Source organism: Corallococcus exercitus, assembly GCF_003611585.1.
In the GTDB taxonomy this organism is placed as follows: Bacteria; Myxococcota; Myxococcia; order Myxococcales; family Myxococcaceae; genus Corallococcus; species Corallococcus exercitus.
This window is the reverse complement of sequence record NZ_RAVW01000024.1, coordinates 1-18484: the sequence shown is the minus strand read 5'-3', so window position 1 is coordinate 18484 and position 18484 is coordinate 1. Positions and strand designations below refer to the sequence as shown.

17 protein-coding genes are annotated in these 18484 nt (G+C 70.4%); 9 read left to right on the top strand and 8 right to left on the bottom strand.

The features are described 5' to 3' along the window. The first annotated feature begins 67 nt into the window (after positions 1 to 67). On the top strand, positions 68 to 1135 hold the full coding sequence (locus D7W79_RS05250; RefSeq protein WP_120524223.1) for an alpha/beta fold hydrolase: 1068 nt from the start codon (positions 68 to 70) through the stop codon (positions 1133 to 1135). Here D7W79_RS05250 and D7W79_RS05245 read toward each other — a convergent pair. Next, positions 1127 to 4732, bottom strand: a complete 3606-nt coding sequence (locus D7W79_RS05245) for a DUF2135 domain-containing protein (RefSeq protein WP_120524222.1) — start codon at positions 4730 to 4732, stop codon at positions 1127 to 1129. The two genes, D7W79_RS05250 and D7W79_RS05245, sit on opposite strands and share 9 nt — an antisense overlap. Positions 4733 to 4839: 107 nt before the next feature. Here D7W79_RS05245 and tam point away from each other — a divergent pair, with 107 nt between their 5' ends. The 4 genes from tam to D7W79_RS05220 all read left to right on the top strand — a co-directional run bounded on the left by tam (position 4840) and on the right by D7W79_RS05220 (position 7383). Beyond that, on the top strand, positions 4840 to 5610 hold the full coding sequence (gene tam / locus D7W79_RS05240) for a trans-aconitate 2-methyltransferase (RefSeq protein WP_120524245.1): 771 nt from the start codon (positions 4840 to 4842) through the stop codon (positions 5608 to 5610). 164 nt (positions 5611 to 5774) lie between these two features. After that, positions 5775 to 6617: an AraC family transcriptional regulator gene (locus D7W79_RS05230; protein WP_120524220.1), complete on the top strand. Its 843-nt coding sequence runs from the start codon at positions 5775 to 5777 to the stop codon at positions 6615 to 6617. A 28-nt stretch (positions 6618 to 6645) separates the two neighbouring features. After that, positions 6646 to 7005, top strand: a complete 360-nt coding sequence (locus D7W79_RS05225; protein WP_120524219.1) for a VOC family protein — start codon at positions 6646 to 6648, stop codon at positions 7003 to 7005. A 192-nt stretch (positions 7006 to 7197) separates the two neighbouring features. After that, on the top strand, positions 7198 to 7383 hold the full coding sequence (locus D7W79_RS05220) for a hypothetical protein (protein WP_120524218.1): 186 nt from the start codon (positions 7198 to 7200) through the stop codon (positions 7381 to 7383). Positions 7384 to 7414: 31 nt separating this feature from the next. Here the strand turns inward: D7W79_RS05220 and D7W79_RS05215 are convergent, their stop codons facing one another. The 5 genes from D7W79_RS05215 to D7W79_RS05195 are packed head-to-tail and all read right to left on the bottom strand — an operon-like array spanning position 7415 to position 11437. Beyond that, positions 7415 to 9082, bottom strand: a complete 1668-nt coding sequence (locus D7W79_RS05215; RefSeq protein WP_120524217.1) for a lipase family protein — start codon at positions 9080 to 9082, stop codon at positions 7415 to 7417. Positions 9083 to 9120: 38 nt separating this feature from the next. Continuing rightward, positions 9121 to 9939: an alpha/beta fold hydrolase gene (locus D7W79_RS05210; protein ID WP_120524216.1), complete on the bottom strand. Its 819-nt coding sequence runs from the start codon at positions 9937 to 9939 to the stop codon at positions 9121 to 9123. Beyond that, complete coding sequence (locus D7W79_RS05205) at positions 9936 to 10541, bottom strand: TetR/AcrR family transcriptional regulator (protein ID WP_158616892.1); 606 nt, start codon at positions 10539 to 10541, stop codon at positions 9936 to 9938. The genes D7W79_RS05210 and D7W79_RS05205 overlap by 4 nt, the downstream gene beginning before the upstream one ends. Before the next feature lie 38 nt (positions 10542 to 10579). Continuing rightward, a complete protein-coding gene (locus D7W79_RS05200; RefSeq protein WP_120524214.1) occupies positions 10580 to 10978 on the bottom strand; it encodes a hypothetical protein in 399 nt (132 codons plus the stop codon). Positions 10979 to 11035: 57 nt separating this feature from the next. Then, positions 11036 to 11437 (bottom strand): MarR family transcriptional regulator, encoded by a 402-nt coding sequence (locus D7W79_RS05195; RefSeq protein WP_120524213.1) that lies wholly within the window; start codon positions 11435 to 11437, stop codon positions 11036 to 11038. Between the two features lie 160 nt (positions 11438 to 11597). Between D7W79_RS05195 and D7W79_RS05190 the strand changes: the two genes are divergently transcribed. Both D7W79_RS05190 and D7W79_RS05185 read left to right on the top strand, forming a co-directional pair. Further along, positions 11598 to 13592 carry a S8 family serine peptidase gene (locus D7W79_RS05190; protein ID WP_120524212.1) on the top strand — a complete coding sequence of 665 codons (1995 nt, stop codon included), beginning with the start codon at positions 11598 to 11600 and terminating at the stop codon, positions 13590 to 13592. 130 nt (positions 13593 to 13722) lie between these two features. Beyond that, positions 13723 to 15708, top strand: coding sequence for a S9 family peptidase (locus D7W79_RS05185; protein ID WP_120524211.1), 1986 nt, complete (start codon positions 13723 to 13725; stop codon positions 15706 to 15708). Positions 15709 to 15720: 12 nt separating this feature from the next. On the opposite strand, the gene D7W79_RS05180 is transcribed toward D7W79_RS05185, so the two are convergent. Next, positions 15721 to 16506, bottom strand: a complete 786-nt coding sequence (locus D7W79_RS05180) for an AraC family transcriptional regulator (RefSeq protein WP_120524210.1) — start codon at positions 16504 to 16506, stop codon at positions 15721 to 15723. A gap of 70 nt (positions 16507 to 16576) precedes the next feature. Here D7W79_RS05180 and D7W79_RS05175 point away from each other — a divergent pair, with 70 nt between their 5' ends. Together D7W79_RS05175 and D7W79_RS05170 are read left to right on the top strand one after the other, a co-directional pair. Continuing rightward, the gene (locus tag D7W79_RS05175) at positions 16577 to 17512 is read left to right on the top strand and encodes a DMT family transporter (protein ID WP_120524209.1); all 936 of its coding nucleotides are present in this window, start codon (positions 16577 to 16579) and stop codon (positions 17510 to 17512) included. Positions 17513 to 17532: 20 nt separating this feature from the next. Next, positions 17533 to 17925 carry a RidA family protein gene (locus D7W79_RS05170; protein ID WP_120524208.1) on the top strand — a complete coding sequence of 131 codons (393 nt, stop codon included), beginning with the start codon at positions 17533 to 17535 and terminating at the stop codon, positions 17923 to 17925. Positions 17926 to 17929: 4 nt separating this feature from the next. Here D7W79_RS05170 and D7W79_RS43535 read toward each other — a convergent pair. Further along, positions 17930 to 18484, bottom strand: a 555-nt coding sequence (locus D7W79_RS43535; RefSeq protein ID WP_500681241.1) for a Rossmann-fold NAD(P)-binding domain-containing protein, incomplete at its 5' end; no start/stop codon positions are given.

Sequence of the window (18484 nt, the reverse complement as noted above, 5' to 3'; positions counted from 1 at the left end):
GGCCTGGCGTGGGACCGCTCGGAAACCGAGAGGACTTCCGGGCGGCTCCTGCCGCGATGCTCGTGGCATGAACGCCTCGCGGCATCCTCTCTCCCGGTGGGCCTTCGGCCTCGGGCTCGTCACGGCCCCCATCACCTGCGGTCTCTTCGTGCTGGCGGCCTGCATCGGCGCGTCGGCCTCCGGCTGGGGATACGCGCTGGGAGGCGTCCTGCTCTCGCTGGGCCTCCTGACGAAGCCCTGGCGGACGCGGCGTGGACTGGCCCGCGCGGGGCTGGGGCTCATCGTCGCGGTCGCGGCGGTCCGGCTCGCGGTGGCGGATGGCCCCCGGGTGCACACCGAGCGGATGCCGGCCCCGGGAACGCGCTACCTGAACCGGCTGGTGGACGAACGGGACGGGACGCTCGTCGCGGCCCATGCCCTCCTGCTCGCGCGGCGGCTTCCCGCCTCCGACACGGCCGGGTTCATTCCCGCGCTGGAGTCTGCCTTTGACCGGCTCGCCCGGGAGGAAGGGCCGGTGGCCACGCCCGCCATCGCGACGTGGCTCGGGCTCCAGTCACCCGAGTCCTTCGACACGGTGGTCATCACCCCGGAGCACCCCAGCCCCGACACGGCCGTGGTGATGCTTCACGGCTTCACCGGCAACTTCACCGTGTATTGCTGGCAGATGGCCAGGGCCGCCCGGGCCATCTCCGCGAGGACCGTCTGTCCTTCCGTGGGGCCCAGGGGAGACTGGTGGACCGCCGACGGGGCGAGGACGCTCGAACAGACCCTGGCATGGCTCAAGGGCCAGGGCATCCGCCGCGTGTACCTGGGCGGACTGTCCAACGGGGCCGTGGGAGCGCACGTGCTCAGCAGCCGGGTCGCTCAGGCGGGCATGGAGCTGCGGGGGTTGGTGTTGATCTCCGGTGCGGAGCGCCGCGCGTCGACCCCGGCGGTCCCCGTGTTGTTCGTGCAGGGGACGCGCGACACGATGATGCCCGCGCGCATCGCACGGGACGTGGCCGCGCGCCTGGGACGGCGCGCGACCTGGTTCGAGGTGGACAGCGGCCACTTCGCCTTCCTGGACCGCCATGCCGCCTGCGAGGAGGCTATCACCACCTGGCTGCTGCGGCTGGAAGGCCGGGCGTCACGGTGAGGGCTGCGACGACACGCGGTCCTTCCCCGCCACCAGCTCCTCGCGCCGCAACAACAGCCGTGCGTTCGCGTTGGGCAGGATGCGCACCTGGAAGCGCCGCTGGGTCATGCCCTCGGGGGTGAAGACGTTCCGGTCGCTCACGAGCAGCAGCGCCGTGGGCACCACGTACCGCGCCGAGTGGTTGCCGTAGTAGTGCACCACCACGTGGTACGGCCCCGGCGCGGCCTTCCGCGCGTGGTACAGCTCCGGCCCCAGGCCATCCGTGATGTCCCAGTACAGCCGCCCGCCCAGCGACGACTGCATGTGCTGGTAGAAGCACTTCTCCCCGTTCGGCTCGATGACCCACAGGTCGATGTCCGTGTTGTCCGAGTTCCAGTGCGTCGTGAGCTGGTAGTCGATGGGCCGCGCGTCCGCGAACGGCGCGTCACCGTCGGGGCTGCGCAGCCTAGCGCGGCGATCGCGGAGCACGGGGGCCACCTCCGCGAGCTGGGGCTGCCGCTCCAGCCCCGCCAGCATGCGCGCGTAGTGGAAGCTCGCCACCGTCCGCAGCTCCTCGCCATGCCGGGGCCACGGCCGCGACAGGACAATCTCGTAGTTCCGCGCGGCTTCCGAATAGCGCCCCGCCGCATCCAGCGCGAGCGCCTCCTCCAGGAAGGCCTGCGCCTCGAAGGGACGGTTGAGGCGCACGTGCTCGAAGAGCTCCGCCGCCGCCGGGTACTGCCCCAGCGCCAGCAAGCCGTACCCCACCAGCCGCAGCGCCTCCGCGTCGCGAGGCCGCAGCTCCACGGGCGACGACAGCGCCCGCACGGCGCCCCAGGTGTCGCCGGAAAAGGCACGCCTGCGGGCCACGGCCTCGTAGATCATCACGTCGTCCCGGTTCTCCCGCCGCGCCTTGCGGTAGGCCAGCTCCGCCTGGAGCCGCTCGTCACCGCCCGCGTAGGGCATGTCCCGCAGCGGCTGGCGCCGCAGGAGCGCGGGCACGCCCTTCTGCTCGGCGAGCCGGGCCACCACCGCGCGACCCGAGGAGTGCACGTCATCCAGCGCGATGCCCAGGAGCTTGTCGCGGCGCTGGTCCTCCTCCCTGCGCCGCAGCGACTCGAGGTTCTCCAGGTCCACCTGCTCGTCGCGCACGGCGTAGCGCGTGTAGTCACCCTCGGACTCCAGCACGAGCATGGACGCGCGGGCGTTGGCCAACCGGTAGTGCTGGCTGAGCGCCACCACCATCCGGTCCAACCGTTCGTCATCCAGGGACACCAGCCGGGATACGAAGAGCTCCGCCCACGCCCGGGGCGCGAAGGCGCTGTCCTGGTCGGACGGCAGGGGGATGCGCAGCGTGCGCTCGGGCCCGGTGCCCGCCTGGGTCACCACCTCCAGCGCCGCGTCGCCCTTGCCCGGCAGCCGTCCCGCCACCTGCAGCTCCTGCCCGGGGAAGACGAGCCGCGGCCGGCCCGCCACCACCAGGTCCTTCACGTCCGCGCCCACCACGGCCACACGGGACAGCACCACGGACGCCGCGCGGTGCGCCTTCGCCGCGGCGTCCACCTCCGCCGCGGACAGGACGTTCACGACGCGTCCCCCGCTGGAGCGCGCCAGCGCGTCGAAGAGCTCCGTGTTCACCGCCGCCTCGCCGAAGCGGTACGTCACCCAGCGCAGCGACTCCACGCACGGGTGTCGGGAGAGGAGCGCGTCCACGCGGCTCTGCCCCCAGGTGATGTTGCCGTCGGAGAGCAGGAAGGCCGTCACGCGCTCCCCGGGGGCGGAAGGCTTGAGCCATTCACGTCCGGCCCGGTCCAGCTCCTCCAGCGCGCCGTCCACGTGGGACGCGCCCTCCAGGAAGACGTGCTCCAGCTCCGCGAAGCTCGCCTGGCGGTGCGCGGCGTCATTCGGGCGGAAGCCCGGCCCGTGCAGCCAGCGGGGGCGCACGTCGAAGAGCAGCACCGCGTACTCCTTCAACGTCGCGTCCTTCTCCAGGAGGGCGCGCAGCGTGGCCGCCTGGATGGCCCAGGCGTTGCCGTCCTCGGAGGACAGCGAGGTGTCCACCACCAGCACCGCGCGGCCCGTGGGAGGGCCCTCCGCGCCGGAGGTGAGCTGTCCCGGCAGCCGCACCCGCGCGTGGAAGGCGCGGCCCGGGAGGCCTGCATTGTCAGCCCCCACCAGCACGTCCGCGTCCTCGCCGCGAGGCTTCAGGGCCAGCCCCAGCGCCCCATCCCCCGTGAGCTTCGGGAAGTCATAGACCTGCCACGCGCCCACCGTGCGGGCCTTCGCGCCCGAGTCGGGCTGCACCGTGACCTCCGGGGCCTGTCGCGGATCCACGTGGACGCGAGCCGTGACGCGCAGCTCCTTGCCCGCGCCCGGAGGCAGCGGCCACGTGTAGCGCAGGCGTGTGCCGTCGAAGAGGAGCGTCTGCTCGTACGCGATGACGACGCGCTTGAGCGACTTCGGAGGCAGGGGGAAGACGCGGGCACTGAAGGTGGACGCGCCCGACCATTCGAGCAGCGCGGGGTCCACGTTCCGGCGCACGACGTCCTCGTACACCTCCCGGGCGCGCTTCTGCTCCACGACGCGGGCCTCCTGGATGTCGCCCCAGGAGCGCTTCGACCCGCGGGCCGCCGGAGGCGCGGAGGCAGCCAGCCGCTCCGACTCCGTCGAATCGTCTCCGAGTGGCGGCAGCAGGTCCGACGACTGGAACAGCGAGGGCGTGTCCACCGTCACCGCGCCCGAGTACAGCGCGAAGCCCGCCACCGTCGCTCCACCGGGCAGCGGGTAATAGAACGTGCCTTCGAGGCTGCGGCCGGTGTCGTTCTCGAAGAGGTGGTCGACCACGGTGCGCGCCCGGGAGCCCTGGATGTACGTGACGACGCGCACGGCCCGGGCCTTGAGGGGCTGGTAGCGGCCGTCGTCGCTCATCACCAGCACCTTGGCGGCGCGAGGCGCGGCCTCCACGCGAGGCAGCACGGGCGTCGGAGCATCCGGCTCCGCGGAGCCACCGCTGCTGCCACCGCCACCGCCACCGCTACCCTTGCGGTTCAAGAGGGCCGAGCGGACGCGCTGATCCCCGATGGGAGCCGCTGGCGGCGCGAGCTGGCCACCCAGGACACCGCCAAGGACGCCTCCCACCACACTGCCCTCCACCGCGGGCGCTTCCGCGGGAGGCGCTCCCGCGGAGCGCTGCGCTCCAAGCCGGGCCCGGTCCGCGCGAACTTCGTTCTCGCGACGCGCCATGGCTCCGCCCATCTCGGCATCCAACACCTCCGCTTCTTCCAGCCCGGGAGCGTCGGCGCTGCTTCTGGGAGCAGGCGTCGCGACATTCCGTTCAGGCGTGCTCCCCAACGTGAGCTTTTGCAGCTCCTCTTCGGAGAGCACCTGCGGATCCGCCACGGAGTCGCGCAGCGCCGCGAGGTCCACCTCGCCCGTGTCCGGCGCTCCCGCGGCGGTCGCGGGGGCCACCAGTCCCGCCTGGACGAAGGGCGCCGGAGCTTCGACCGGAGCGGAGGCCGGAGCGGCGGCCTTGGGCGGAGGACCGTCCGGGTCCCTCTTGCAGCCCGCAGCGAGGGCCCCCATCAGCAACACGACGGCGGAAGCACGAAAAAGGCGCATGATTGGAACGCTAACCCATCCGCGAATGGCGAGCTCATGCCCGCCAAGACATGGACAGCCCATGACACCGCCGTGACGCGGTAGGTTCCCAAGAAAAGGGGATGCCCATGGACTGGTCAGCGGCGCAGTACACGCGATTCGAAGACGAACGGAACCGTCCCATCCGGGACCTGCTGGCCCGGGTTCCCACGTCCGAGGTGAAGCGGGCCGCGGACATCGGCTGCGGCCCCGGCAACTCCACGGAGCTGCTGCGCGCCCGCTTTCCACAGGCCGCCGTCACCGGAATGGACAGCTCGCCGGACATGCTCACCGCGGCACGCAAGCGGCTGCCGGACGTCCGGTTCGACCTGGGGGACATCGCGACCTGGAGCGACCCGGGCCCCTATGACGTCATCCTGGCGAACGCGGTGCTGCAATGGGTGCCAGACCATTCCGCCGTCATGCCCGCGCTCCTGGGCAAGCTGGCGGAGGGCGGAAGCCTCGCCGTGCAGATGCCGGACAACCTGGACGAGCCTTCGCACCAGCTGATGCGGGAGACCGCCAGCGAGGGCCCCTGGGCCGGCAAGCTGGGGGCCGCCGCGAACTCACGGACGGCCCGCCTCGGTGCCGACTGGTACTTCCGCGTGCTGCGCGACGCCGGTGCCACGGTGGACGTCTGGCGCACGATCTACTTCCACCCGCTGACCGGAGGCGCCGGAGCGGTGGTGGAGTGGTTCAAGGGCTCGGGGCTCAGGCCCTTCCTCGAACCGCTCGATGCGGACGAGAAGACAGCCTTCCTCGCCCGCTATCAGGCTGGGATTGCCCGGGCCTATCCTGCCCTGCCCGACGGGACGGTCCTGCTGCCCTTCCCCCGGCTGTTCATCGTCGCGACGCGCTAGCAAGGCCCGCGGCTTCCCCAGCGTGGCGACGGCATCACCTGTCCCCGCGTGTCGAAGGCCTTGCACGGGCGGGGACGCTCCGGACCGAAGTGCAGGTCGCCGTAGATGTCGTCCTCGGCAAGATTCTCCAAGTCTTCGCGCGCCGCGCCTGCTAGCCAGCGCGGATGCGCGCCTCCCTCCTGCACCGTTCGCCTTCCATCTCCGTCGTGGACTGCCGGTGCGACGCGAAGCCGGGCGAACGCCCGTTCGAGGAGCGGCATCGGGCTTTCTCGGTGTCGTACGTCCGGCGGGGGAGCTTCGCCTATCACTCCCGCGGCGCGGCGCATGAGCTCGTGGCAGGCGCAACGCTCGTCGGGTTCGCGGGAGACACCTTCCACTGCACCCACGAACACCACCTCGCGGGCGACGAGTGTCTGTCGTTCCAGCTCTCCGACGCGCTCGTGGATTCGCTCGAAGCCCCCCTGGACGTGTGGCGCGTGGGCGCCCTGCCACCGGTCCCGTCCCTGGTGACGCTCGGCGAGCTCGCCCAGCAGACCGCCGAAGGCAGGACCCACCTGGGCCTGGATGAGGTGGCGCTCGCGTTCGCGGCACGCGTCATGGGGACCGTCACCGGGAAGCATGAAGCCCCGGCGCGGATGCATGCGCGGGATCGCCGGCGGGCCGTCGAAGCCGCGCTCCTCCTCGACGCGCAGGCGAGTGAGCCGCTGACGCTCGAGGACCTCGCCGCGAGGATGGGCCTGAGCCCCTTCCACTTCCTCCGTGTCTTCCGTGGCGTGCTGGGCGTCACGCCGCACCAGTACCTGGTCCGCATGCGGCTTCGTCAGGCGGCGCGCATGCTTGCAACGGATGCCCCCATCGCTCGCATCGCGTACGACGTGGGCTTCGGGGACCTGTCGAACTTCGTGCGCACGTTCCACCGCGCGGCGGGCGTCTCACCGCGTGCGTTCCGGAAGGCATCGCGAGGCGACCGCAAGATCCTCCAAGAGAAGATGGCGATTCACTCCTAGAAGTGAAGCCTCACTCCAGGAGGCAGTCGTGTTCGATCACATCGGTCTACGTGTGAAGGATCTCCCTCGCAGCATCCGGTTCTACCAGGCGGTGCTCGCCCCATTGGGCTACGTGCTCTGTCACCAGGACGCGACAAGTGCTGGCTTCGGGCCCAAGGGGCAGCCGGCGCTGTGGCTCTATCCCGCGAGCGACGCCCGGAGCACCGGGCATGTCGCCTTCCAGGCCACCGAGCGCGGCGCGGTGGACCGGTTCCACGCAGCGGGCGTGGCCACGGGCGGGAGCGACCATGGCGCGCCGGGCATCCGCGCGGATTACGCGGACAACTACTACGCCGCGTTCGTCCTCGACCCGGATGGGAACAACGTCGAGGCCGTGTGCTTGAAGTGAGCGCGTCCGGCAACCGCCCGGGCCGGTAGAACGCCTCAGCGGGGTGGCCTGCGTTCCCGGTGAACGCAGGCCGCGGCCAGGGCTGACGCCGCGCCGCCCGTGCGGGCGATGCCTCCCGAGGGAGCGAGGATTGGCCCCGGGATTGCTCTCTGTCCGGATGCAGGGCCCATCCCCTCTTCCGCGAAGCGCGCCGTGTTCGCCATCACCCCGGAGGGGCGCTGGATGGTGGAGCAGGCGGGACGTCCGGAGGTGACCATGGACGCGGTGGAGACACCGCTCGTCGCGACCGGAGCGTTCCAGGCGCTGCCGGGCCAGATGCGCGTGGAGCGCATCCTCCCGAAGTACCACCGCTCCGTGCGCGGTCCGTCACGCGCCTGATTCCAGACGCCTCACCGCCCCGCGGCCGGCGTCACACGAGGTCGAGCCCGTACTGCGCCGCGGTCAGGTACTGGAGCATCACGAAGTAGACGCTGGAGGAGGCCTTGTGGCCGGAGGCCCCCTGGTAGGACTTGATCATCTCGTTGCGCAGCTCCTTCAACTTCGACTTGTTCTGCTTGCGGTTCTCCGTGAAGGGATTGCTCAGCTCCGCGACCAGCTCACAGGCACTGGCGAAGGCGTCGAAGGAGTCGCCGTCCGTGTCCTCCAGGACCGCGTAGTCGTCCTTCTTCTTTCCACTGCCCTTCACCACGTCCGCCCAGAGCTGCGCGCGCACCCGCGCCCGCTCTTCCGAGACACTGGTCAGGAGCGCGATCTTCAGGTGCGCCGTGAGCGCATCCACGCCCGGCCGCACCGACATCCCCCACATGCCCGTCGGGTTGAAGTCGAACGTGGGCCAGAAGCCCGGATCCTCCGGCAGGCGCGTTCCGGTCTCCTTCCGGACCAGCCCGACGAGGCCCGTTCGCACCTCCTCGGGCTCATGCGCGTCCGGGAAGGCCCGCGTGCAGTCCTTCAGGGGAATCTCCTGCCCCAGGTGGACGGAGGACGTGAGCGGATGGGTGAAGGTCCCCACGACCGAGTTCACGGCCGTCACCGCGGAGAGATTCACCTTCTTGCTGTTGTGCACGGCGTCGTGCGGCGAGAAGTGGTGGAACACCTGCGGCTCCCCGCCAAGGTGCACCGTGAGCATCTCCTTCGCCTTCGAGCCGAGCACGACGGGCGGAGCGGAGAGTGCGTAGCAGGAAACGTGCACCCGGCTCTTGATCTTCGCGTAGACCTTCTCCAGCAGCTCGCCGCCCACCAGGTCCAGGTAGGCGCACTGCGCGAGCGCGCCCCCCAGGCTGTGGCCGGTGAAGAGGATCTCCCGCGGAACCCGGCCGTGCATCGCCTCCAGGCAGGCTGCGGCCAGGGACTCCTGGCAGCTGTCGTAGGCGTACCAGAAGCCGGCGGAGAGCGTCGCGTTGCTGAACCGGCCGACACGGGCCTCCTTCAGGTGGTTCATGTCGGTGACCCAGTCCGGGCTCCCCGTGCTCTTGACCAGCGCCTGTCCCAGGGCACGTCCGCCGCTTCCGCTCCGGCTGCCGCGAAACACCACCACCAGCCGCTCGAGGTCGGGGTCGTAGATGGCGGCCCCCAACCAGCTGGGCCAGCCCGCCTTCGGGTGCGTCTGGGTCATCCCCGTCTTGCCCTGGAAGTAGCAGCACCGCTTCGAGCCGGTCGCCTGGGAGTGCTCGCGCCCCAGCAGGGTCTGCTCCCCGAAGAAGGTCTCGACCTTGATGGGGATGTCCTCGCCCTCCAGGTCCACGCCCTTCGAGAAGGAGATGGAGCGGTCGAGGTCCCGTGGCTGGAAGAGGATGTAGGGCGAGTCGCCGGTGCCACCCCGGTACACGACCCCGAGCGTGGGGTCTGGCGGAGTCGTCAGGTCGTATTCGATGGGGTCGAACTTGTGGACGTGCGCCTCGCTGCCGCGCAGCTTGTGCACCCGGGCCAGCACCCGGTCCCGCGCGCCCTGCCACATCCCGGCCCCGTGGGATTCGTAGAACGGATCCATCGGGTAGACGCAGGACTGGGCGTACGCCTTGTAGGCGAAACGGCAGTACTCCAGCATCTCCAGCGCCGTCTCGGCATTGGGGTGGGGCACGGGGTGACTCCTGGGGAGCGTGTGTCGGAAGCCCGGAATCAAACTGTCGACATTGATACAGAGTCAAGGTGCTCCCGGAGCGCGGGCCCCAGCACCTCGGGCGCTTCCAGCTGCGGGAAGTGCCCCACGTCCTCCAGTTCCAGCACGCGCGCCCGGGGCAGGGACTGCTTCCACCGGGACAGGTGCTCGGGCTTCACGATCTGGTCCGCCCTACCCCAGACGACGAGCGAGGGCACGGCCGCGAGCCTGCCCAGCCCCTTCCCCTGCTCCTCCATCCACGGGCCTTCATGGGAGATGGAGCGCGCGAAGCCCCACGTGCCCATCCGCGACGCGCGGTCCGGGAACCGCGACAGGAAGGACTGGTGCAACTCGCGCGTCAGCTTCGTGCGGCGTCCCCAGGACATCTTCACCAGCACGCGCGCGGAGAAGTTCCAGGACAGGTACAGCCACCGCATCAACGCGTTGTCGACGTTGGGGCCCTTCAGGTCCCACAGCCAGCTCTGCACCACGGTGAGGCTCAGCACCTGCTCCGGCGCCGCGATGGCGAGCGGCAGCGCGATGGGCCCGCCGAAGTCATGCACCACCAGGTGGAACGGCCCCAGCGCCATCTGGCCCAACCACGCCCGCAGGTTCTCCGCGTGCCAGGGCAGTGAGTAGGTGCGCCAGTCCCCAGGGCGCTCGCTGTCCCCGAAGCCCAGGTGGTCCGGCGCGAGCACTCGGTACGACGGCGTGAGGTGACGGGCCACGTCCCGCCACTCGCGCGAGGACGAGGGCGTCCCGTGCACCAGCACCACCGGCGTGCCCTGCCCTTCCTCCCACCACGCCATCTCACCGCCAGGAACCTTCAGCCGCTTCATGGGGCGTCCGCCTTTCGCTTGCGAAGAGCACCGGGCCACTTCCGGGCCATGGCGCGAATCACGTCGGCGGCGGGGTAGCCGCCTTCTTGCTGCAGGTACTGCTGGGTGAGGCCCTCCACCGTGGCGAAGAGCACCCGCGCTTCGATGCCCGCCTCCGGCAGCCCGCGCGCCGCCAGCGCCCGCTCCAGCCGCTGGTGCGTGGCCCCCAGGAAGTGCTCCAGCGGCAGCTTCAGCCGCGCCAGCACCTCCGGCTGGTGGCGCAGCCCCTGGCTCAGCCGCCAGAGGTCCCGGTGCGCGTCCAGCATCGCCACGGTGGACGTGAGCAGCGCCGTGACGAACCCTCGCGCGGTGGGTTCGCGGTCCGCGTCCTCCAGCGTCCGCGCGACGTCCACCATCGACGACTGCATCAGCGCCAGGAGCACCGCCTCCTTCGACTCGAAGTGCGAATAGAGCAGCCCCACGGCGATGTCCGCCTCCTCGGCGAGCGCGCGGACGCTGGTTCCATCAAAGCCGTGCCGGGAGAAGAGCCGCACCGCGGCCTGGAGCACGCGCTCCCGCGTCTTCTCCCGGAGGGCTGCGTTGGCATCCGCGGTACGAGGCATGCCCCGCATCTTTGAATGAACGTTCGTTCAATGTAAAGTCAGCCGGCGGAAGGAAGGTCCAGGGGCCGCAGGTCCGGCTCGATGAACCGGATCCGCGCTTCGGCGCCGAAGAGGACCTCGCGGGAGTAGTAGTCGTCGAGCAGGTCCCTGCGCAGCAAGCGCGGGTGGGCGTCGATGAACGCGGCGAAGTCGCGGCCCGGAGCCGCCTCCACCCGCTCGCTGACGAGCCGCGCCCACGCGACCGTCATGGTCTCGTGGTACTTCTCCGGCACGCCGAGCTTGCCGGTCAGCGCCCGCAGTCCCGCGCGGGTGAGCGCGACGGCCGCCTCGCCGCCGGCCCTGCGCGTGTAGAGGTAGACCACCCGCACATGGTCCAGGTGGGCAAACCCGCTCACCTCCCCGCGTGAGAACCCTTCGAGAAACACGTCGTCATCCATGGCCGCCTCCCCATTGCTACGAAAACGTAGTACGTTTTCGTAATAAAGAGAAGTGGCTCAGGAGAGGTCGTTCAACCGCTTCATCAGTGCGTGGTGGCCCCGGACGGCGTCGCGGCCTGCTTCGGCGAGCTTCGCGTCGAGCCGCGTGAAGGCAGCCTCGGCCGCCTTGCACTGCACCTCGCCGGAGCCGGTGATGGCGACGAGCAGGGAGCGTCCATCCTCGGGGTTGCGAGAGCGTCGCACGTACCCGTGCTTCTCCAACCGCGACACCAGGCTGGTCGCCGTGGACGCGCCGATGTGCAGCGCGGACATGACCCCGGTCATCGTCATGGGGCCCGCGGTAAGCACGGACAGGAGCACGGCTTCGCCGGCGCTGAGACCGGTGGCTTCGAGCTCCACCTCCAACAGCCTTGCCGCCTTGTGCCCGCCGACGAGCAGCCCCGCGGTCAGTCCTACCATCGACTTTGATACAGCCACCGTTCGTCCACCTCCGTCGGACCGCGGACTCTACCCTTCCACCGCTCCTGGGGCCGCATTGACCTGTTTTTCAAGAAAAGCTAACTACACGGGGTGTGCGAGGGCATCCGTCCCGGTGCCCGCACCTTCCCCGTGAGGCCGAATGAAACTGAAACTGACCCAGGCGGTGAGTGCCCTCTCGTTGCTGGCCGCGGCATGCGGCCCGATGCCCGAAGGACAGGAGCCCGACAGCGAGCAGATCGGTCACACGGCGCAGATGATCCGCCGGGAGCGGGCCATCCCTGGTGAGTACATCGTCGTCCTGCGCGACTCCGCGCAGGAGGTCCGGCAGCAGGGGGCGGCGAACATCGCCCGGGAGCTGACGTCCCTGGGCGGGGGCAAGGTGCTGCGGACCTATGAGCACTCCATCCACGGCTTCCTGGCGAACATGAGCGAGGCGGAGGCCCAGCGCCTGCTGTCCGACCCGCGCGTGGCGTACGTGCAGGAGAACGGCCTCATCCACGTGTCGGCGACGCAGACCGGCGCGACCTGGGGCATCGACCGCATCGACCAGCGGGACCTGCCGCGCAACAGCTCCTACACCTACAACGTCGACGGCACCGGCGTGCACGCGTACGTCATCGACACCGGCATCCGGCTGACCCACACGGAGTTCACCGGCCGCATCGGCAACGGCTACGACTTCATCGACAACGACAGCGACCCGTCCGACTGCCATGGCCACGGCACGCACGTGTCCGGCACGGTGGGCGGCACGACCTGGGGCGTGGCGAAGAAGGTCACCCTCCACGGCGTGCGGGTGCTCGACTGCACGGGCTACGGCAACGACGCGCAGGTCATCGGCGGTATCGACTGGGTGGCGGCCAACCACGTCAAGCCGGCGGTCGCCAACATGAGCCTGGGCGACGTCGGCATTCAGGCCATCGATGACGCGACGGAGCGGTTGATCGCCGCGGGCGTCACGACGGTGGTCGCCGCCGGCAACGACAGCGCCAACGCCTGCGACTACTCGCCGGCCCGTGCGCCCAACGCCATCACCGTGGGCTCCACCACCAGCAGCGATGGCCGCTCGTCGTTCTCCAACTACGGGACGTGCGTGGACATCTTCGCGCCGGGCTCGAGCATCACCTCGGCCTCGAACTCCGGCAACACGTCGAGCACCTCGATGAGCGGCACGTCCATGGCCTCGCCGCACGTGGCCGGCGCCGCGGCGCTCTACCTGAGCGCCAACCCCTCCGCGACGCCCGCGCAGGTGCGCGACGCGCTGGTGAACAACGCCACGCCGAACAAGGTCACCAGCCCCGGGACGGGTTCGCCCAACAAGCTGCTGTACACGCTCTTCATCACCGGCGGCGGCGGCAGTGACACCACCCCGCCCACGACGTCCATCACCTCGCCCGCGGGCGGCTCCACGCTGAGCGGCACCGCGACCCTGAGCGCCAGCGCCTCCGACAACGTGGGCGTGGCGCGCGTGGAGTTCTACGCGGGCAGCGCGCTGCTGGGCACGGCGACGGCGGCGCCGTACAGCTTCGCGTGGAACACGACGTCGGTGGCCAACGGCACCTACGCGCTGACCACCAAGGCGTATGACGCGGCGAACAACGTGGGCACGTCGTCCACGGTGTCGGTGACGGTGAACAACGGCACGGGCAGCTGCTCCATCACCGAGCAGCTCCTGCTCAACCCGGGCTTCGAGAGCGGCAACACGGGCTGGACCACCTCGTCGGGCGTCATCGACGGCACCACGTCCGGCAGCGCGCCGCGCACGGGCACGTACAAGGCCTACCTGAACGGCTACGGCGCCACGCGCACGGAGTTCGCCTACCAGGACGTCACCATCCCCGCCTCCGCGTGCAGCGCCACGCTCACCTTCTGGGCGCGCATCACCACGGCGGAGACGACGACCACCACGGCCTACGACAAGCTGGCCGTCCAGGTCCGCAACAGCGCGGGCACGGTGCTGGCCACGCTGGCCACGTACAGCAACCTGGACAAGGGCACGGCCTACGTGCAGCGCACGTTCGACCTGGCCGCGTACAAGGGCCAGACCGTCCGCATCTACTTCAACGGCACGGAGGACTCGTCGCTCCAGACGAGCTTCTTCCTGGATGACACCGCGCTGAACATCGTCCGGTAATCCTCCGGACGAAACGAAAACGGGAACACCCACGGGCGTGGGCTGTTCCAGGGCCCAGCAATCCCACCGGGTTGCTGGGCTTTTCTTTGGCTCCGCTCCGTCCCGAGCCACGACGTGACAGGGAGACCCGATGCTGCTGCGCCATGGGGTGATGGTGTTGATGTTGTGGGCCGTGCCCGCGCTGGCGGAGGTGCCGCCCGTGATTCCCCGGGAGCTGCTGTTCGGCAACCCCGTCCGGGATGATCCGACGCTGTCACCGGACGGCGAGAAGCTGGCCTGGGTCGCGCCGGATGCGAAGGGCGTCATGCAGGTCTGGGTGCGGACGCTGCAAGGCAAGGACGACACCCGCGCCGTCACGAAGGAGCCCGAGCGGGGCGTCCGGTATTACGAGTGGGCGCAGGACTCGCGCACCCTGCTCTACCCGCAGGACTCCGACGGCGACGAGAACACCCATGTCTACGCCGCCGACCTGTCGACGGGCGTGGTGCGCGACCTGACGCCGTTCCAGGGCATCCGCGCCCGGCTGCTGGAGGCCTCGCCCACCGCGCCGCGAGAGGTCCTGGTGACGATGAACCTCCGGGAGCGCACGGGGTCGGACATCTACCGCGTGTCGCTCGACACCGGCGCCATCACGCTGGACACCCAGGACCCGGGCGACGTGATGACCTGGACGGCGGACGCGAAGCTGAACGTGCGCGGCGCGCTGGCGCAGAAGCCGGACGGCACCACGGTGCTGCGCGTCCGGGACTCCGCGCGCACCCCGTGGCGGACGCTGCTGGAGGTGCCCCTGCGCGAGAACGTCTTCCCGCAGTACATGGGGTTCATCGGCTTCTCACGCGACGGCTCCCGCGTGTACCTGAAGAGTCCGCACGGCTCCAACACCTCGCGGGTGGTGGAGAAGGTGCTGCGCACGGGAGCGGAGAAGGTGCTCGCGGAGGACGCGGGCTCGGACGTGATGGACGTCCTCTTCCACCCCGAGCGCAAGGTGGTCCAGGCGGTGGCCTTCAACACGGACGGCCACCAGCGGTGGAAGGTGCTGGACGCGAGCCTGCGCGAGGACTTCGAGGCGCTGGGCCGCGTGGCGCCCGGCGACTTCTCCCTGGTCAGCCGAGACCGCGCGGACCGCCGGTGGGTGGTGGCCTTCGAGCAGGACACCGCGCCCTTGCGCTACTACACCTACGACCGGTCCACCCGCGGCGCCGAGCTGCTCTTCTCCAACCAACCCTCGCTGGACGGGGTGCCGCTGGCGGAGATGAAGCCCTTCCAGCTGAAGTCCCGCGACGGCCTGACGCTGACGGGATACCTGACGCGGCCGGTGGGCGCGCCGCCGGGCCCGCTGCCCACGGTGCTGCTGGTGCACGGGGGCCCGTGGACGCGGGACACGTGGCGCTTCAACCCGGAGGCGCAGTGGCTGGCGAACCGGGGCTACGCGGTGCTCCAGGTCAACTTCCGCGCCTCCGCGGGATTGGGAAAGTCCTTCCTCAACGCGGGCAACCGGCAGTGGGGCCGCGCGATGAACGACGACCTGGAGGACGCGGTGGCGTGGGCGGTGAAGGAGGGCCAGGTGGATCCCGCGCGGGTCGCCATCATGGGCAGCTCCTACGGCGGCTACGCGGCGCTGGCGGGCGCGGCGTTCAGCCCCTCGGTGTACCGCTGCGCGGTGGATGCCTTTGGCATCTCCAACCTCTTCACGTTCCTGAAGTCCTTCCCGCCGCAGTGGCAGGTCATCCGGGGCTCCTATGCCCAGCGCGTGGGCGACGTGGACGACCCGGCCGAGCAGGAGCGGCTGCGCGCCACCTCGCCCGTCTTCGCCGTGGACCGCATCCGCATCCCGATGTTCGTGGCGCAGGGAGCGAACGACCCGCGCGTGAAGCAGGCCGAGTCCGAGCAGATGGTGTCCGCGCTGGAGAAGGCGGGGCGCGACGTGACGTACGTGCTCTATCCCGACGAAGGCCACGGCTTCTACCAGCCGGAGAACAACCTGGACTACCACGCGCGGGTGGAGGCGTTCCTGGCGCGCAACCTCGGCGGCCGGCTCGAGCCGCTTCCGAAGGAAGGCCGCGTGCCGGGCTCCAGCGCCGTCGTCCGTCAATCCGGCGGCGCGGCGAAGAAGTAGGGCGTTGGCCCGCTACGACGCCACGAAGCCGTGGCCGCGGACCTTGTCCGGCGTGGTGCCCGTCATCCGCCGGAACATCGCGATGAAGGCGGAGGCGCTGCTGTAGCCCAGGTCCAGCGCGATGGCCTCCACCGCGTGTCCCTGCTCCAGCATCGCGAGCGCCTTGACCACGCGCAGCCGCTGGCGCCACTCGCTGAACGACAGCCCCAGCTGCTGCTGGCAGCGCCGCTCCAGCGTGCGCTCGGTGGTGTGCAGCGCCTGGGCCCATTCGGCCAGGGAGCGCTCATCCTCCGGGTGTTGCTCCAGTGCCGTGAGGACCGGCTCCAGGAGCGGGTCATCGGACATGGGCAGGTAGCTGCCGTGGGCGGGGGCCAGCGCCAGCTGGTCGATGAGCACCCGGAACAACCTGCGCTCGGCGCTGGTGCGTGGCTGCGCCAGCTCCTGGGCGCGCAGGTGCTCCATCAAGGACTTCATCAGCGGGCTGACCGCCATCGCGCACGCCGTCCTGGGCAGGCCCCGGCACCACTCGGGCGCGAGGTAGAGCGAGCAGTGGCTCGCCTCGAAGCGGTTCATGCCCCGGTGCTCCAGGTCCGGCGGCAGCCAGATGCCGTACTGCGGTGGCGCGAGGTAGTGGCTGCCCGCCAGCTTGAGCTCCATCACCCCGCTGAAGGCGTAGACGAACTCACCCCAGGGGTGGCGGTGCTGGGGGTAGCTCGCCGCCACGGGCAGGCTCGCCGCGCGGAAGTACACGGGGTGGGGAAGCTTTGAGGTGAAGGGAACTTGGAGCTGCTTCGCCATGGCGGCTTCTCGGCATGGGTTGTCGGAATCTCGCTATATCCATCAGCCCCGCCAGCTGCAGGATGAAGTCATGAGTGTTCATCGGAAACCCGCGGACGGCTTCGCGCTCGGGACCATGCTCGTGCTGTGCGCCATCTGGGGGATGCAGCAGGTGGCGGTGAAGCTGGCCGCGCCCCACATCCCGACGATGATGCAGATGGCGCTGCGTTCAGGGCTGGCCGCGGTGCTCGTGGGGCTGCTGTGCTGGCTGAGGGGCGAGCGGGGGCTCTTGCGTCGTGGGCCCTGGCGCGCGGGCATGCTGGTGGGCGTGCTCTTCGCGTCGGAGTTCCTCTTCGTGGGGGAGGGGCTGCGCCACACGCACGCCTCGCACATGGGCGTCTTCCTCTACACCGCGCCTGTCTTCTCGGCGCTGGGCCTGCACTGGCTCGTGCCCTCCGAGCGGCTGAAGCGGACGCAGTGGCTGGGCATTGGCGTGGCCTTCGCAGGCATCGCGCTGGCCTTTGGCGGCGGCTGGCTCCAGGGGGGCATTGGCCCGGGCGTGCTCCTGGGCGACACGATGGGGCTGCTCGCGGGCCTGGCCTGGGGCGCCACCACCGTGGCGATTCGCGTCTCGGCGCTGTCCGACGCGCCGCCCACGCAGACGCTGCTGTACCAGTTGGTGGGTGGCGTCGCGATCCTGCTCCCCGTGGCCCTGCTCACGGGCCAGGCCGGCCCCATCACGATGGCGCCCGTGGCCTGGGCGAGCCTGCTCTTCCAGGGCGTCATCGTCTGCTTCGCCAGCTACCTCGCGTGGTTCTGGCTGTTGCGCCGCTATCTCGCCTCCAACCTGTCGGTCTTCTCGTTCATGACGCCCCTGTTCGGCGTCAGCGCGGGCATCTTCGTGCTGAACGAGCAGGCGGACCTGTCCTTCGCCGTGGGCGCGGTGCTGGTCCTCACTGGCATTCTCATCGTGAGCGGCGCTGGACTGTTACGCTCCGCGTCCGCGCTGAAGCCCGGCGAGACTTGAGCCCCTCAAAGGAGAAGCCCATGACGTCAGCGAAGCACCAGCCCATCGTCGCGCCTGGACTGCCCAAGCCCGCGGGCCCGTACTCTCCCGGCATGCAGCTGGACCGCCTGCTCTTCATCTCCGGACAGGCGGCCCGGGACCCCGCCACCGGCGTGCAGGCGGAGGGAATCGAAGCGCAGACGGAGCAGGTGCTGCGCAACCTGGAGCGCATCCTCGTGGCCGGAGGCTCCAGTCTTCAGCACGTCCTGCGCTGCGGCGTGTTCCTGGTGGACATGCAGGAGTTCCCCCGGATGAACGCCGTCTACGAGCGCGTCTTCGCCGGGCACCGGCCCGCGCGGACCACCGTGCAGGTGTCCGCGCTCCCCGACGTCGGCCTGCGCGTGGAGATTGACTGCATCGCCTACGTGCCTTGAGTCGCTACATCGCCGCGTAGGCGCGGGCCAGCTCGTCGGCGAAGTCCTCGAAGCGCGTGGGCGTCGTGTTCGCCGGCGTGCGTCCCTCCAGCGACCGGACGCGCCCGTCGTTGATGGCCTGGGCCAGTTCCACGTAGAGGCGCGCCAGGTCCGCGGAGAAACCGCCCTGGACGAGCGCCCCCGCCATCTCGTCCGGAGGGAGCTTCACATACGGCAGCTCCGGCTGGCCGATGCGCTCCCCGAGGATGCGCGTGGCCTCGGCGTAGCTCAAGTCGCGGGGGCCCAGCAGCTCCCGCACCACGAAGCCCTGCCAGTCCCGCGCACGGAGCGCCGTCACCGCCGCGTCGGCGATGTCCCGCGTGGCGATCATCGGGACGGGACGCTCGGGCTCGACGACGTCAGCGGTGACGCCCTGGTGGCGGATGACCGGCAGCACGTCGAAGAAGTTCTCGAAGAACGACCCCGCGCGCAGCACCAGCACGTTCGCACCCGGGAGCGTGCGCAGCCGCGCCTCCTGCGCGTGCAGGCTGTCGACGGGGCCCGTGCCCATGCCCTGGTC

What these genes read in the sequence shown, in the direction of transcription:
- D7W79_RS05250 (WP_120524223.1), top strand. Translation starts at nt 68, where the DNA reads ATGAACGCCTCGCGGCATCCTCTCTCCCGGTGGGCCTTCGGCCTCGGG.
- D7W79_RS05245 (WP_120524222.1), bottom strand. Translation starts at nt 4,732, where the DNA reads ATGCGCCTTTTTCGTGCTTCCGCCGTCGTGTTGCTGATGGGGGCCCTC.
- tam (WP_120524245.1), top strand. Translation starts at nt 4,840, where the DNA reads ATGGACTGGTCAGCGGCGCAGTACACGCGATTCGAAGACGAACGGAAC.
- D7W79_RS05230 (WP_120524220.1), top strand. Translation starts at nt 5,775, where the DNA reads ATGCGCGCCTCCCTCCTGCACCGTTCGCCTTCCATCTCCGTCGTGGAC.
- D7W79_RS05210 (WP_120524216.1), bottom strand. Translation starts at nt 9,939, where the DNA reads ATGAAGCGGCTGAAGGTTCCTGGCGGTGAGATGGCGTGGTGGGAGGAA.
- D7W79_RS05205 (WP_158616892.1), bottom strand. Translation starts at nt 10,541, where the DNA reads ATGCCTCGTACCGCGGATGCCAACGCAGCCCTCCGGGAGAAGACGCGG.
- D7W79_RS05200 (WP_120524214.1), bottom strand. Translation starts at nt 10,978, where the DNA reads ATGGATGACGACGTGTTTCTCGAAGGGTTCTCACGCGGGGAGGTGAGC.
- D7W79_RS05195 (WP_120524213.1), bottom strand. Translation starts at nt 11,437, where the DNA reads ATGGTAGGACTGACCGCGGGGCTGCTCGTCGGCGGGCACAAGGCGGCA.
- D7W79_RS05190 (WP_120524212.1), top strand. Translation starts at nt 11,598, where the DNA reads ATGAAACTGAAACTGACCCAGGCGGTGAGTGCCCTCTCGTTGCTGGCC.
- D7W79_RS05185 (WP_120524211.1), top strand. Translation starts at nt 13,723, where the DNA reads ATGCTGCTGCGCCATGGGGTGATGGTGTTGATGTTGTGGGCCGTGCCC.
- D7W79_RS05180 (WP_120524210.1), bottom strand. Translation starts at nt 16,506, where the DNA reads ATGGCGAAGCAGCTCCAAGTTCCCTTCACCTCAAAGCTTCCCCACCCC.
- D7W79_RS05175 (WP_120524209.1), top strand. Translation starts at nt 16,577, where the DNA reads ATGAGTGTTCATCGGAAACCCGCGGACGGCTTCGCGCTCGGGACCATG.
- D7W79_RS05170 (WP_120524208.1), top strand. Translation starts at nt 17,533, where the DNA reads ATGACGTCAGCGAAGCACCAGCCCATCGTCGCGCCTGGACTGCCCAAG.